At 40.4% G+C, this 15,318-nt stretch carries 8 protein-coding genes; all 8 read left to right on the forward strand.

Features of this window, described 5'->3' with window-relative positions; all coding sequences use genetic code 11:
• The first annotated feature begins 3 nt into the window (after positions 1 to 3).
• The 8 genes from V1225_RS08630 (at position 4) to V1225_RS08665 (ending at position 15,029) form a co-directional block, all read left to right on the forward strand.
• The gene (locus V1225_RS08630; RefSeq protein ID WP_338546105.1) at positions 4 to 8,640 is read left to right on the forward strand and encodes a DNRLRE domain-containing protein; all 8,637 of its coding nucleotides are present in this window, start codon (positions 4 to 6) and stop codon (positions 8,638 to 8,640) included.
• Positions 8,641 to 8,771: 131 nt separating this feature from the next.
• Complete coding sequence (locus V1225_RS08635) at positions 8,772 to 9,944, forward strand: hypothetical protein (protein WP_338546107.1); 1,173 nt, start codon at positions 8,772 to 8,774, stop codon at positions 9,942 to 9,944.
• Between the two features lie 35 nt (positions 9,945 to 9,979).
• Positions 9,980 to 10,672, forward strand: coding sequence for an RHS repeat-associated core domain-containing protein (locus V1225_RS08640; protein ID WP_338546109.1), 693 nt, complete (start codon positions 9,980 to 9,982; stop codon positions 10,670 to 10,672).
• A 66-nt stretch (positions 10,673 to 10,738) separates the two neighbouring features.
• Entirely contained in the window at positions 10,739 to 11,287 is a 549-nt protein-coding gene (locus tag V1225_RS08645; RefSeq protein WP_338546111.1) for a hypothetical protein, read from the forward strand.
• A gap of 173 nt (positions 11,288 to 11,460) precedes the next feature.
• A complete protein-coding gene (locus tag V1225_RS08650) occupies positions 11,461 to 12,138 on the forward strand; it encodes a hypothetical protein (RefSeq protein WP_338546112.1) in 678 nt (225 codons plus the stop codon).
• A gap of 444 nt (positions 12,139 to 12,582) precedes the next feature.
• The gene (locus V1225_RS08655) at positions 12,583 to 13,416 is read left to right on the forward strand and encodes an RHS repeat-associated core domain-containing protein (RefSeq protein ID WP_338546114.1); all 834 of its coding nucleotides are present in this window, start codon (positions 12,583 to 12,585) and stop codon (positions 13,414 to 13,416) included.
• Positions 13,417 to 13,508: 92 nt separating this feature from the next.
• The gene (locus V1225_RS08660) at positions 13,509 to 14,726 is read left to right on the forward strand and encodes a hypothetical protein (protein WP_338546116.1); all 1,218 of its coding nucleotides are present in this window, start codon (positions 13,509 to 13,511) and stop codon (positions 14,724 to 14,726) included.
• 51 nt (positions 14,727 to 14,777) lie between these two features.
• A complete protein-coding gene (locus V1225_RS08665) occupies positions 14,778 to 15,029 on the forward strand; it encodes a hypothetical protein (protein ID WP_251631546.1) in 252 nt (83 codons plus the stop codon).
• Positions 15,030 to 15,318 lie beyond the last annotated feature (289 nt).

The following is a 15,318-nucleotide window of genomic DNA, read 5'->3' on the forward strand; positions in this document are numbered from 1 at the left end:
GCAATGAATCAAAGAAAAACATGTAACCCAATTCAGAAAACCATTGCCATCCTACTAAGTGTTTGCCTCGTTGTAAGCGCTATTCCGGCAGCAGCCTTCGCAGATGACAGCGATCAGCAGAAGGAAAGAGCTGGCACAAGCGCAAACACAGGCAGCGAAGCAATCACCTATCTGAATCCAGAAGACGTGACAGAAGACGAAGCAATCCTTTCAGAAAGCGGAGAAGACTACACCACCTTTGACCTGGGAGGAAAGAAGCGGTACAGTATCTTCTTCACAGAAAATGTGCGATTCAAAGATGAAAATGGAGAGTTGACAGACTATGCCCCTGCATATATAGAGCTTGACAGTGCTTTCCTAGCGCAGAGCGAAGAGAAGCAGGACAGAAGCGGCTACCTATATAGAAATACTGCAGGAGATTCCTATCAGTACATACCTGAAGCGTTGTCGGAAGAGACGCCGGTTCTGCTGGAAAAAGACGACTACCAGATTACCATCGCACCGACCGAAAAAACATATAAAGATTTTTTCGGAAAAAAGGTAAAAGTAAAGAAAGAAAAAGAAAAGACTGAAGATGCCTACGGTAAGGTGAAGAAAAAGAACGTCAAAGCCACCTACAAAGACGAGACAGCCCTTGCCTACGTAGAATATATCTCCCTAAACACCGGCATTAAAGAAAATATCGTGCTGACCAAAAGACCAGCAAAAAACGAACTGCAGTTTGAAATCAGCGCGCCGGGACTTGTGGCAGAAGTATCAGAAGCTGATGGAAGCATTGGTTTTTATGATAAGAAGAGCAAGGAACTGGTTAACCAGATACTGCCTCCAAACATGAACGATGCGACAGGCGAAGCCTACAGCGAGGATTTAGCATATACCATCGAGGAAAAAGAGGACGAAACGGATACATATATCCTGACTCTAACCATCGACAAGAAATATTTGAAAGCAAAAGAACGTGAGTATCCGGTTACCATCGACCCGACTAACACCTGGGCGAATACCAGTAGCGGGGAAAGTTTGTGGGATGCTTATGTTTACAGCGGCAGTGCCTCCACTAATTACTATACCACAGCAAGACAGAGTATGCCTGTAGGCAAAGGCTCCGGCGGCACTTACAGAACCTACATCAACTTTCTCAGTCTGAAAAGTGTCATCAATGGCACCCTTGTAGACAGCGCAGAACTTTCCGTATATGAAAATGCAGACAGTTACAGCGGCAGAACGATTGAAGCATATAAGGTTACCAGCAGTTGGGACAAAAAGACCATCACATGGAATAAACAGCCGACCGTGGGCGCAACCAGAACCTCCAGTATGACAACATCTGGTGTAGATAAAAGAGCGGGACGTTTTAATCTGACCCTCTTTGCGAGAAATATTTCTACTGGTTCGAGCAATTACGGTATTATGTTACGAAATGCGCAGGAAAGCAGCACTGCATATGCGGAATTTTACGGCAGCAGATACACAAGTACCACCTATCGTCCAAAACTTTCCGTTACGTATTTTGGAGATGGTGACGGCGTTATGGATACTTGGAACTTATTAAATGATGCCTATGAAGCAGGAGAGAAAATAAATATCATATACCAAACTCCTCTATCGGGCGCTATTACAAGTATCCAGTATCGTCTTGTCAATACAGAAACAGGACAGGCGGTCAATCCGGCAGGTGCCTTTGAAACCATTGAAACAAGCCAGTCCGGCAGAAAATTTACGATGGATATACCGATTCCTGATGACATTGAAAGCGGTACATACCGTCTTGAGTTTAGAATGGACTACTACAATGGATCGAGCACAATCCATACACGAGGGCCTGTACAGATTAACGGCATACAGGATGAAGAGGCTCCAACGGTCGAATCCGCGTACATTGTAGAAAGTGTATCACCAAGCATTTCCGGATGGAGGACCAACCCGCAGCCGATGGTGCAGCTGACAGGAATCAAAGACGATATTACCACAGAATTTAAAGAAGAAAACATCACCTATGTCCTTGACTGGCCGGGCACCAATCCTGTACCAGAGCGATACAAGACGCCTGAAAGTCTGTATCTTTCCAAGTCGGGAGGCGGGTACATAGCAACCTTCTACATCGAAGAAAGCCTTGTGATACAGGGAAGATATGCTATTTATGTAAAGGTTACCGACGAGGCAGGTAATGCATGCATCAGCGAGATTCCTTACTGGTTTGACAATGAGCCGCCGACAGGACGCATTTCAGCAAAAAATCAAGGTGAAATTACAGAGACAAATGAGCTTTCCGGTATTTCGTACATTACCGGAACTCCAGACCTGGATACCGGAAGCCCGGTTGTCAGCAATATCATGAGCCTGCATCAAAAGGGAGAGAATGGCGCAGCTGGTGAAAAAGTCTGCGATATCTATGACAACGCTTCAGGCTCTACCTCCGGTGCAAATTCTAAAGCCTTTGATACAAGAAAAACAGCAAACGGTACCTATGTGCTGAAGATGAACCTAACCGATGCGGCAGGAAACAGAAAGACCATCACTAAAGAAATTACGATAGCTAACCGCATTGCAAAGCCGCAGCTTACTGCTGCCACCTCAAAGGGCGGAGAAACGATGGTGCAGTTTAACATGCCATCTTCTGTCAAAGCGATTACCGGTCTGCAGTACAAAGTAGAAGAAAAAGATGCGGACTGGACCGATATTACCGGCATTACGACACTTTCCGGCACTTTTACCGCAGTGCTTCCGGATAAAGAAGGTACATATATACTCAGCGTGCGGGCAATTGATCAGGACGGTCTGCCGGGCGAAGAGAGAACCATCAATATCAGAGTGGATAAGACTCTTCCTACAGCAGAGATTGCAGAGGCAGATCAGGGTATCATCAGAGGCAGCGCTGCAGATGAAGAATTTTCCGGCTGGAAAATATATATCAAAGAAAAATCAGCGGCAGATGAAAGCTACAGAGAGGTGCTTTCTGGTGATACAGAAAAGGAAGATGCGCTTTTCGGCGACATAGGTCTGTATAACGAAAACTATGCAGCCGGCTGGTATACCATCAAACTGGAAGTAATGGACATTGCAGGTAACGTGAAAACTGTAACCTGTGATATATATAAGGACGAGAATTGTCCAGCGCCAACAATTGTAGATCCGGCTTTTCGTATCGAAAGACCGGACGATCAAAACTATGACAGCCCGCAGATCATATTTGGCACAGATGCAGCATATATGCAGCTGACTGCAGGCTTTTTCAGAAGCTTTACTCTTTCTAGCGCCGACTGGTACATTGAGAATCAGAAAGCAGAAGAAAACAGCCAGACCAGTAGTCTAAAAACAGAAGACGGTAAGGGAAAATATGAGGAAGGAAGACCATACTGCGTCGCTGCTGTAACCCATGGACTTTTCGGCGGCGCAGCTTATAGCAGCACACTCATAGAAAATGCACGGGCGGAGAAGATTTCCTTTAATGAAAAGGGCGAAGGGCTTGTTACCATGGAAAATATGGTCAGCTTTACCTTAAGGGAATCTGAGGAAGACTGTACTTACTATGCAAAGACGACGGGGGATTTTGTAGAGATTAAAGCAGGGGAAACTGTGGAGATTCTATCTCTGTCAGACGGCTCTCTTACAAGCGAAAGTCTGACCATCAAGGCGGTCAAAGAAAACGGCATGCCATCAGAAGTTATGCTTACCCTTGACAGGCTGGAGACGGAAACCTTTGTCATAGACGGAATGGAAAACTACCGTCCAAAAGGTCTTTCTGCCAAGGATAAGATCAATTATAAGACTTATCTGAAGTGGAAGATTCCGGAAAGATTGCCGGAGGATATCAGCTACGAAATTTATCGCAGTACAGAAAAGGGCTTTGATCCTTTGCTGCAGGAGCCTTTGGCGGAAGTAAATGCAGGCTGCTTTGTTGAGCCTAACGCAGACTACGAGACCAGATTTTACTACCGGGTTCGTGCTGTTAAAAGAGATAATAAGGGAGCGGTCATCAGCTATAGTGCTTTTTCTGACGAAGCAGAAAGTACTGTGGTTGATGAGAATGAGTTCATCAAACGCCTTGGATATAAAGAATATTGGAACTATGCAGATTTTCAGATGCCTTCTGGCAGCGGCGCTATCGAAAAGAGTCAGGGGAACTTCTTCTATGAGCAGACCGACTTGACCTTGCCGAATGAACAGCTTCCTGTGGAACTTACGCGCACCTACAACAGTATGGCATCTTCAAAATCAGCTTTTGGTATCGGCTGGAACCATAATTATGATATTGAGCTTCTTTCGACAGATTACAGCGATAAACTGGAGACAGGGCAAAGGCTTGTGATGAAGGATAGTTCCGGCACGTTATTCTTCTTTACAAAGGAGCCTAACGCAAGCGGCGAGTATATTTCATCCATGGGAAAATACCTGACACTTCGCAAGTTTTCCGGCGAGGAAGGAAAGATTACCATAAAGCTTCCGGATAAGAGTACTGGGTCACAGGATGGCAAAGTAGAAAAGACGATAGAAGCAGCTTACCTTGTAGAAACTAAGGAGAATCTCAGCTACTATTTTAGTGCATCCGGGCAGCTTGTATATATGGAAGAGCCGAATGGAAATTTCCTTCTCTTTACCTATGATCTTTATACAGGGCTTGTCAAAAGCGTCATGACAAGCAATAATCTGGAAATGACTTTTGTATATAACGATAAGGCAGGTACTGACCCTGCAACAGTCAAGAAAGTCATCATGCCTGACGGAAGCGGTATGGCATATACTTATGCAGATGGTCGTCTTTCCAAGGCGACAAAGCTGGGAACAGGCGGAGAAATCGGCGCAAGCTTTACCTATGGGTATGACGGAAATGGAAACTTAAAAATCATGACAGATGCTGCAGGAAATGTCTATCAGATAGAGGCAGACAGAGATGGCAGCGTAAAGGAAGCAGTCTATCCAGACGGAGAAAGTCTTTTGTTTACTCGCAGTAAAGGCGCAGAAGGCATGGAACAGACTGTAACTGCCGTGAAAAAAGATGGCTTTACATTGAGCGAAGAAACAGCTGCCTTTGACGTGGCATCGGGAAACTGTCTGGAGGTAGTCGACGGAAATGGTCTCGTCACGGCATATTCCTATCGCGATGAAATGCTGGCAAAGACCACAGAGCAGGTTACTTATGAGGTAATTGGTGAAGAAACAGGTCTTGTAACAGAGCAGATTGATACTTATGTGACGACTACAGAATACGATGATACCTTAAATGTGACAGAAGAAGCCACAGAAATCAGTCAGTGGGAGGAACTGGTTGAGTATGAATACGACAATACTGGAGAATTTGATGAAGATTTTCCAAGTCGTGAAATCACAAGGCGAGGCAGTACTGTCACAGGCGATTTCACCTATCTCTATGACATCTTTGGAAATCTGACTTCACAGTTTGACAATATTACAGGAGTCCGTACAGACTATGACTACTATACAGAAGAAGACGGAGATATTGATGATTTCCTTTATGGAGAAATCGAATCTGAGACAGAAAGTATCAACGGCGTTGTGACCAGTACTGTGACTTATTCATACACCTATGACAGTGCGGGTAATAAGACGGAGACTACTACGGAAACCGTAGGCGATACCGTTACAGTGACCGTTACGAAATATGACCTGATGGGCAGAGAGCTGGAAAGCACCGTTACTGTTTGCGGCGTATTGAAGTCTATGGGCTTTTATACCTATGACAGTTTTGGCAGAGTGACAAGGGCTACAGAGCAGGAAGGCAGCCGTATCACCACGGTTGTAACCAGCTATACAGCAAACGATGCGGTAAGCAGCCAGACGACTACTACAACAGAGAATGGAAAGTCACAGACAGAGAGCGTAAGCTATACCTATGACAATATGAATCGCGTTGCAAACACTGTGACAACCACTGGAGGCAAGCAGAGAAGTGAGTCTACGTCTATCCATTATGGCTCCATTGATAAAAACGCAGCCCTTGGGGATACAGAGAAAGTTTATGCTAAGATTACGACTACAGTTTCTGGAAGTCAGGTGAGCAAAACTTTTACAGACGGAAGTGGTAATGTCCTTCGTCAGGATAGCCAAGGTATTTCCACCTACTACACCTACGATAAGTCAGGAAATTGCCTGAGTCAGGTCACTTTAGGGGAAGGGCAGACCATGGCGGATACTGCCATCACTGCGTATCTCTATGATGCCAGAGGCAATCAGATACGAACCATTCGTGATGCAGACTACGACAGAGAAGCGAAGGGATGCAGACCTGGAGAATTCTCAATTCAAAGTAAGACGTTTTATAACGATCAGGATCAGGCAGTAAGAGTCGACCATAGTTCCTTTTTTAATTCAGACACGATGGCTTATGACATAGAGGGCAGACTGACGGAGTTCGTACAAGATGCGAACGTATCTGCCGTGAAAACCTCAGTCAGTTATGCAGACCCAACGGAGGGAAATGAAGCCTCTTCGGTTACGATTACCATGGCAAACGGTACGAAGAGCAGAACTGTTACAAATCTTTCCGGGCAGGTTATCAGCGAATCCACCATCGGAAATGCCGCTGATGGAGAAATTACGAAGACCTATGGATATGCTGAGGATGGAACCCTTTCCAAAGAGACGGATGCTGCAGGAAACTACAGGACTTACGAGTATGACAGTCTGGACAGGGAAATTGCAATCAATTATTTTGATGCAGCAGGTGCGCAGACACTGCGGACAGAGTTTTCTTATGATACTGGCGGTAACGTATCAGAGATGAAGGATTATGCTTTTGAGAGCGGAAGCAAAACCCTTTACAGATGGACGGAAACAAGGTATGATGAAAGTGGAAACCTGATCAGCGAGGCGGAGGTTTCTTGTGAGGGTGCACAGCCAAGTGAAGGACAGCTTGAAGCAAGGAGGATTACTTATGCTTATGACAATGATGACCGCCTTGTACGGGTAAGCTATCCGTCCGGATTTGACAGTCAGGTAGAGGCACTGGAATATGCCTATGATGATTACGGCAGACTCTCTGAGATTACGGCGGTTACGAGCACAGGCCGCGCAGTGCTTCGTGAATACACACACAACGTCCGTGGGCAGATTGAAACGATTAAGGACAACAGAGAGGCTCTCGGTGGCACCGGCTATGCATTGAAGACTTATGGGTATGATAAGCTGGATCGAAATACATCTATCACAGTAACTGACAGTGAGCGGGACGGTGAGGTTGAGAAATATACGTATACCTATGATTATGATGACCAGATTATAGAAGAGGTAAGGAAAAATTTCTATCCTCAAGAAACGGAAAATCAGGTAAGCGAGTCCCGGTATTATCAGTATGATAATTTAGGCAGAATGATATTGGGCGCCGGCAAGCAATACACCTATGATGAAGTTGGAAACTGCTTGACGGTGAAGGATTTCAGAACTGGCAAGGTGGAGACGACGAATACGTACAACAGCTTGAATCAGCTGATTGCAAGTGACGATACTGCTTATATTTATGATGCCAACGGTAATCAGATTCGGCAGGTCAGCGGGGATACTGTTCGAGATTTTATCTATGATGCAGATAACAGGCTAGATACGGTAACCTATACAGAAAATGGCGCGGAAGTTTTCCGGCAGGAGAATCTGTATAACGGGCAGGGGCAGCGTATTGCCAAGTATGAGCAGGTACAGGGCAAGGGTTCCGAAGAGACGCACTATGCTTATGGATGCGGCAGTGTAGTCTTTACTGACGGCAGTGCAGGGAAGAAGTCTTTGAATCTGTTAGACGATGCTGGAAATATCATTGCTGCTGAGCGGGATGCTGAAACTGGTAAGGATTATTACTTCTACAACAAGGATATCCGTGCCAGCACGACTAGTATTTTGGACAGCAGCGGAAACTGTGCAAACTCTTATGAATACAGTGATTTTGGCGAGACGACTGTCCACGGGGATTTGTATAACGAGATCTGTTATACGGGCGGTATTTACGATGAGACGACAGGTCTTTATTATCTCAATGCCAGATATTACAGCCCGGCGGATAAGAGGTTCCTGACGGAGGATACGTACAGGGGTAGTGAGAATGACCCGAACACCTTGCATCTGTATGCGTACTGTGCGAATAACCCGGTGAATTATGTTGATCCGAGTGGGCATGTTGCAATATTTTTTATCCCGTGGATTGCAAAGGGAGCGGCAATTGTAATAGGTGGCATTACTCTAACCTATCTTACAACTACAAAAGAGTTTCAGGAGGCGTGGGGAAGAGCTATTAGAGGTATTGAGAATACTTTAAGCGGAGCCTCCGAGTATGTGAAGTCAAAGGCGAAACAGTTATCTAAAGATATTGGTACAAGCTTCTCTAAATCAAAGAAACGATATGGAGGAACAGAAGTACATCATATTGTTGCACAAACTGCTACGAGAGCAAAACCTGCTAGAAAGATTTTTAGCAAAGTTGGAAAAAAGGTGAGCAATTCTGATAACTTAATTAGAATTAAAAAAGGTCTTCATAGACGACTACACAGAAAAACATATTATGAAATGGTAAATTCCATGATGAAGTCAGCCTATGATAAAAGGAATTCTAAGAGAAAAAATAAGCAAAAAGTAGAACTTGCTTTAAAAACCTTGAGAACTTATATTAGGCAGTTAGATGAAATCGCACCATTTTAAGAAAAAAATATCATAAGATATGCGAGTTATGGATATTTGATATCATGAATGTTTTCTTTATTAAAAGTTGATATTCATATCCTTGCTTAAATTAGTATAATTAGATTCAGCCTACAATGGGAGATTAAGTGATGAAGAATAAAAACACTATAATTAAATATAAAAGATATATAGATGAAAATATTATGATATACTATACAAATAATAGCGTGAAAAAAATGAAGCAAGATTTGGCAAACAAAGACAGTTTTGAGAAAGAATATTCGCGCGGCGGTCTCTGTATGGTACGTGGATACTATAACCCAAGTTTAATTGAGGAAATAGTGACAACGAATATTTCAAGAGGAAACTTACTAAAAAAAGTTACAAAAAGAAGCAGACCTGATTATTGTTACTATTTCCATCAAGGAGAAATAAAGTTAGTACAGAAGCATTGTTGCGACGAAGTGGAATTTCAAAGATTTGAATGGATAGATAGAGAAGGAGATGTTGAATATTCTATTTTGACAGACCTTGATGAATTTTCCGGTATGGTCGTGTCAAAATATAGAAATGGTAAAATAATCAGTAATAGTTTTCTATCTTCTTACTTCAGTGCAGATAGTTTTGACTTGACCTTAGAGTTTTATGAATATGACCAGATAGGGAAATTAGTTTACGCTGAAATGAATGACATTTCAGTACTTGGTAATAAGCTATTTGAGACTAAATATACTCTGAAATTTAATTATGATGAGAGGAATATGTTGAATGATTGTATGTTATCTGTCGATGGAAAAGATGCATATCCTTGCCGTATTCCACCCATTGTAAAATCACTCATAACTGACGAAGTTATACCTGAATTGCCGGGCAAAAGCCCTCTTTCCAAGGAAGAACTTCTAAAAGAACTTCGAAAGATTATTAGTAGTTGGCAAGGAGAAAACATCTATGTAATATCTCTGTTTATCGATCATGATGACAATACGATTACAGAATTTGAGATAAGCTTTAATCATGAGGAAGGACAAATTGGAGAAGAACGCTGGAACTACGCCTTCTGGGAGCAGGATGGAATTACACTTGATTATTTACTTGAACATCGAAATGTAAAGTGGAAAAAGCTTTTAGATTTATGCGCTGCGTCAATAAAACAGCTGCAAAAGGAAAACTTTTTAAAGGAAACATTTGGAAGAGATATTGCGGTCATTATTCATGGATATGAGTACGAACCAGCAGAAATAAAAGCTACAAAAACTGCAAATCCCAATGGACAGGCAGATGCATTTTTTAAGGAAATGAAAGTTCTTGGAATAATTCCGTAATCATTGCTATTGAAATAATTTCTGCTCATGGAGATTTGTATAACGAAATTTGCTATACCGGAGGGATTTATGATGCGAGTACCGGGCTTTATTACCTGAATGCCAGGTATTATGACCCGGCGGATAAAAGGTTCTTGACGGAGGATACGTACAGGGGTAGTGAGAATGACCCGAACACCTTGCATCTGTATGCGTACTGTGCGAATAACCCGGTGAATTACGTTGATCCGAGTGGACATTATGCCGAAGCATTGTGGGTAGCGACGGGTACTTATAGAGTTGTACAAGGAGCTGCAGCAGTAGGTGCTTTTGTGGTTAGTCCTACAGGCGTTGTACTAGTTATAACAGCTTTAATTTGTGTAACTGTTTACCAAGGTGTAAAATATTATAAAGTTAAAGCGAAGAAGTCGAGCAAAAGCAAGGCAAAAGGTACAAAGACATCACAGCAAACAAAAGGGAAAAGTGCAAACAAAAAGGTAGAAGCTGTAAGAAAAGGAATTTCTAATAAATTGCTTGACGGAAATGGAAAAGTGGACTTGAGCAAGTTTAATACTAAACTACCAAATGGACAGGGATTTAAAGGTCCTGATGGTTGGAGGATAGTAAAAGATAGAGCTGTAAATGCTTCTAAAATGGTTGGACATGGAGGATCTTTTTGGAAATTAATGCAAGGAGCGAAAAAGCGAATAGCAACATTAGCTAAGGATGGAACCATTCTGAGGTACTAAATGATTAGTGTGGTTTATACGAATCACTATTTGTATAAACCACACGTTATAAAAGGAAAAAAAGAAATGAATAAAATGTTTGTAGATACAATCAAATCCTGTGATGCGGATAAATATTTTGAGTTATTGAATGAATATCCGTATTCGATTATCTGCTGTGGGGTATTAGAAGGCGGAGAAGAAAACTTTTTTCAGAGGGCACTAGACGGAAATATTCCTATGGAAGCGTTTTTTCGTGGTGAAAGAGATATTCTTAGATTAATTCATAAGCTTTATGAAAATAACAAAACAAGAGATATTGTAGGGTATATAGGCACTCATGGAATTTTGCTCACGGGGACATATGTGAAAAAAACGTGGGGATTAAAAACCAGATGTATTTTAAACTTGCTTAGTTGGAAATGCCTGCGTATTGAGTCCTTTGAATTACTGAAAAAGATGGTATTAGTTGGATGTCGGGAAATGGGATCAACATTTTTATATTTTACAGAAGAAGATATTTTTGTTTGTATTGACGCATTACGATGCATCATTTTCAGCGAAACAGAGGAACAGGCAATGAACTATATAAGGGATGTAAAGTGTGAGCACGAAGTTCGGTCATTAGTAGAGTAGTTATTAGTTTGATAAATGGGAAGCAGATGCAATAGAAATATGTAATCGTGATAAGTGATTATAGTTATTATTTAGGAAATCTAATTTATTATTTGCTGTAAAACGATAAAAGATGACGAGGAGATTTCTTTCCAAAAAGTTGGAGCTACTAGTTTTTCATAACAGAGGCAAAAATGAAACTAAGAATTAATTCAAAAGTAAGTTATGATGTCGATGTAAACATAACTACAGAAACAGAAAACATAGAATTGGAATTAAAGGCAGAGGAAACTTGTCAAATTGATATTCAAGAAAAACATGTGGTTCTTGTTTTTAAAGAAAGCAAGTCAAATATCATAGCTACAATTATTGAAAAAATATTGATTGTCATTTTGAACTACATCTATTTTTGTATTTCTTATGATGATTTTTCGGAAGCATCGCTTTTTATAAGAAAATCACCGTGCATAAAGATTAACCTAGATGTTTTAGAAGAGTCTCGATCTTCTGTAGATATGCAATATGTGACTGATGAGTCCTTAAACAAAGGCGGCATTGATATTGGCAAAATTGTATCAGAGCAACCGGCTGTAGTCAATTATATCCTAGATGAAAATGAATTTATTAAAGCTGAGAAACAAGGGATAAGAGAGTCATGCTTGTATATGATTCCTGCTATGGTAATTATTATAATTGGGATATATGTAAGTGTGTTTACTCATCACTATTTAATTGGGATTGCGTTGGGCATAATATTTATTGGATTGCTGATGTTGACTTATAAATTTGTTCGTGAAAGGAAGGAGAGAATAGAATCTCATCTAGCATACTTGAAATATAAATTAAAGAAAATGAGTACAGGCGGGATGTAGATTTGATATTATAACAAACGAAAGGACAAAATATGACAAAGAGAATCAACTCCAAAAGTATTATAATCTTCATTCATGGGATTATTGCTTTGATTTATGTTTTTACGAACCGTTTATTGCTACGGCAAATAGTACTTATAGCTGCAATCTTAGAAATCATTTGGTTGCAAGTGACGACACTGCTTACATTTATGATGCCAACGGTAATCAGATTTAGCAGGTCAGCGTATTGCCAAGTATGAGCAGGTACAGGGCAAGGGTTCCGAAGAGACGCACTACGCTTATGGATGCGGCAGTGTAGTCTTTACCGACGGCAGTGCAGGGAAGAAGTCTCTGAATCTTCTAGGTGATGCCGGAAATATCATTGCTGCTGAGCGGGATGCTGAAACTGGTAAGGATTATTACTTCTACAACAAGGATATCCGTGCCAGCACGACTAGTATTTTGGACAGCAGCGGAAACTGTGCAAACTCTTATGAATACAGTGATTTTGGTGAGACGACTGTTCACGGGGATTTGTATAACGAAATCTGCTATACCGGAGGGATTTATGATGCGAGCACCGGGCTTTATTACCTGAATGCCAGGTATTATGATCCGGCGGACAAAAGGTTCTTGACCGAGGATACGTACAGGGGTAGTGAGAATGACCCGAATACCTTGCATTTGTATGCGTACTGTGCGAATAATCCGGTGAATTATGTCGATCCGAGTGGGCATTTTGCTCTTTCAACTGGTGCAATAGCTGCATTGACTGCGGCTTTGATTGCAGCAACGGCATATATGTCAACACCTGAATTCCAGCAATCATGGAGAGATTTTTGTACAACAATTGATAATGGCTTATCTTCAATAGGTAACCAGCTGCGAAAAGGGGCACAGAAAGTATGGAATGGTACAAAATCTTATGTGCAAAAAGTGCAGACAAGTGTACAAGCATATACTACGGTTGCAAATGCACAGTCTAAAATTAGGGAAAAGGTAAGGAATAAAAAACATGGCAGTAAATACTTTGCGGCATCTTTAAAAAAGAGTGGAAAATATTCTTATGTTGCAATTGGAAAGGCGTTGACACTAAACCAAGCAATTTGTAGAGTAAAAGCGCAAAACAATATTTTTGCGGTAGATAAACCGCATGCATTTAATGTCGCAAAACGATTTTCAGGAGTAGTTGGACCGGAAATTGATAAAGGTAAAGCATCTACTATAGGATATTATTATCATTATCATGTTTGGAACCGAAGAAATCAAGCACATATTTGGTTCTTTGGTGTATAATTAGTGATATCATACCGGGTATAGCTTAGTAATTTATACCCGGTGCATTTAACAATTATTACTAGTAAAATAAAAAAGAGAGGGTGTTAGCCTTGCTACTTTTAAACTTTAATGAGGCAATATGGAATCAGAAATTACTAAGATATTTATGTGAAAACACTGCTTATCTTTCATTTAGAATTTCTCTTTCAGATATAAACTGTGGACAACAAAATACTTCCTATTTAGCGCAACCTTTTTTTGAAAAAATGAAAAGTGCACTAGTAGTGACTTATTTGGATACGGTCTACTTTAATTCGGAATTTGAGGAGATAAACAAAATTCTTGTATATAGAATTAACGATAAAACAAAAACATATATTCTACAGGATATTCCTGGAATGAGTTTTGGAATTTTTGGTTATCCAGAAGATCCATGCTTTATCAAAGAAAATGGTGCATGTTTTCTAAAAACAGTATTTCACGAAGGGCTATGCTGTATTTATGATGAGACTACAACAGAATATAAACAGATACATTTGTTAGGAATTTCCATCGAACGTGAAATTTCAATGCTAAGTGATATTCCAAGATTTGAAGATAAAACGCAAATTGAGGAACGCATAGCCCTGAAATATAGCTTGCTGCGTACTGCGGAAGAACAAAAGGAGAAGATAAAGAATAGTATCTTAGATTTATTAACAGCGCAAGATTTTCAATATAATAAGAACTACTTTTATCGTATCATTAATGAGGAATTATTTATAATAGTTTTTGTGGATGGTGAAGATGGTGGAAATATTTACTATGATGTACTTCCTTTATGCATGAAAGTGGATCCAGAAATGGTCATATTTCCAAGTTTTAATGTTCGTGTATTTGCTGAAGAAACCGGAAAAAAGATGAGTTTTGATTTGTTTGCAAAGTATATTTTTCCAGAGCTTCTACAGGTCACGGATATTATATCGTTAGATAGCGTGCGAAAGAAATTAGCAAAATGGCATGGCTTTACTGAAGAAGATATTGCGGATATTTCTATTTATACGAATATAAAAATGAAGCGTTATATAGAAGCGATAGAAATAATTGAGAAAATGTATTCAGAGAATATCATTGATATCAATGAGGATTATGAAACAGGACTTCTTTCAGAATCAGAATGGAAAGAAACGCTTGAACATATAGAAATACAATTTTCGGATCTTTTAGGATTAGTGCACCTTATGAAAAATAAAGACGTAAAAAAACTTGATGTTATACTATGTCATAACGAATTAAATACGTGCAATTTATTAATGAATAATATAAATGAGATAATCGATTCTATATGATGATTTTGGATTACTTTGATTGGGAGAAAAATAGGAAATAGTATTTGGTCAATGCCATTTATTTGTGGAAGCAAATTATATTTATACGACATAAAAGAAGATGAAAAGTACCTTTTATGGAATCAAAAAGGAATCTTACAAGAATTTGGAACAGAGATGTGTTTCAATGGCGAAAATGTTTTAGTTTTTGCTGGAAGGGGAATGGGCGGACAACCGTCAGACACTGTGATGATCGCCTTAGATGGGAGCAAGAAAAAGATAACAATTGATTCAAACTTCATGTATAGCACTAAAGGAGAATGAAGCAGTCGTGTTTGTACTTGGAAACATTAATTCCGACATAGTACATGGCAAAAAACTCCTTGCGATAGTATTTAGCACCGCTGTTTATCCACAGGGAATTCGACTGTGTATTCTCGAAACATGAAACGTCAAGCGTTAACTAACTGATTAACAGTAATAGACGAAAAGCTGTGGTCTGAGTCTCCTTCTACCAGTCAAAGCTGTAATGCGATAGATACAAATCCACAGTGCTTTAAGTATTATACAGGAACAAATGGGTTCCTTGATATAACCAAAATAAAAAGAAAGG

It is taken from the genome of Emergencia sp. JLR.KK010 (genome assembly GCF_037018265.1).
GTDB lineage: Bacteria > Bacillota > Clostridia > Peptostreptococcales > Anaerovoracaceae > Senimuribacter > Senimuribacter intestinalis.

Bases quoted from the DNA above. Each gene is read 5' to 3' on its own strand.
- V1225_RS08630 (WP_338546105.1), top strand. From the start codon at position 4: ATGAATCAAAGAAAAACATGTAACCCAATTCAGAAAACCATTGCCATC.
- V1225_RS08635 (WP_338546107.1), top strand. From the start codon at position 8,772: ATGAAGAATAAAAACACTATAATTAAATATAAAAGATATATAGATGAA.
- V1225_RS08645 (WP_338546111.1), top strand. From the start codon at position 10,739: ATGAATAAAATGTTTGTAGATACAATCAAATCCTGTGATGCGGATAAA.
- V1225_RS08650 (WP_338546112.1), top strand. From the start codon at position 11,461: ATGAAACTAAGAATTAATTCAAAAGTAAGTTATGATGTCGATGTAAAC.
- V1225_RS08665 (WP_251631546.1), top strand. From the start codon at position 14,778: ATGCCATTTATTTGTGGAAGCAAATTATATTTATACGACATAAAAGAA.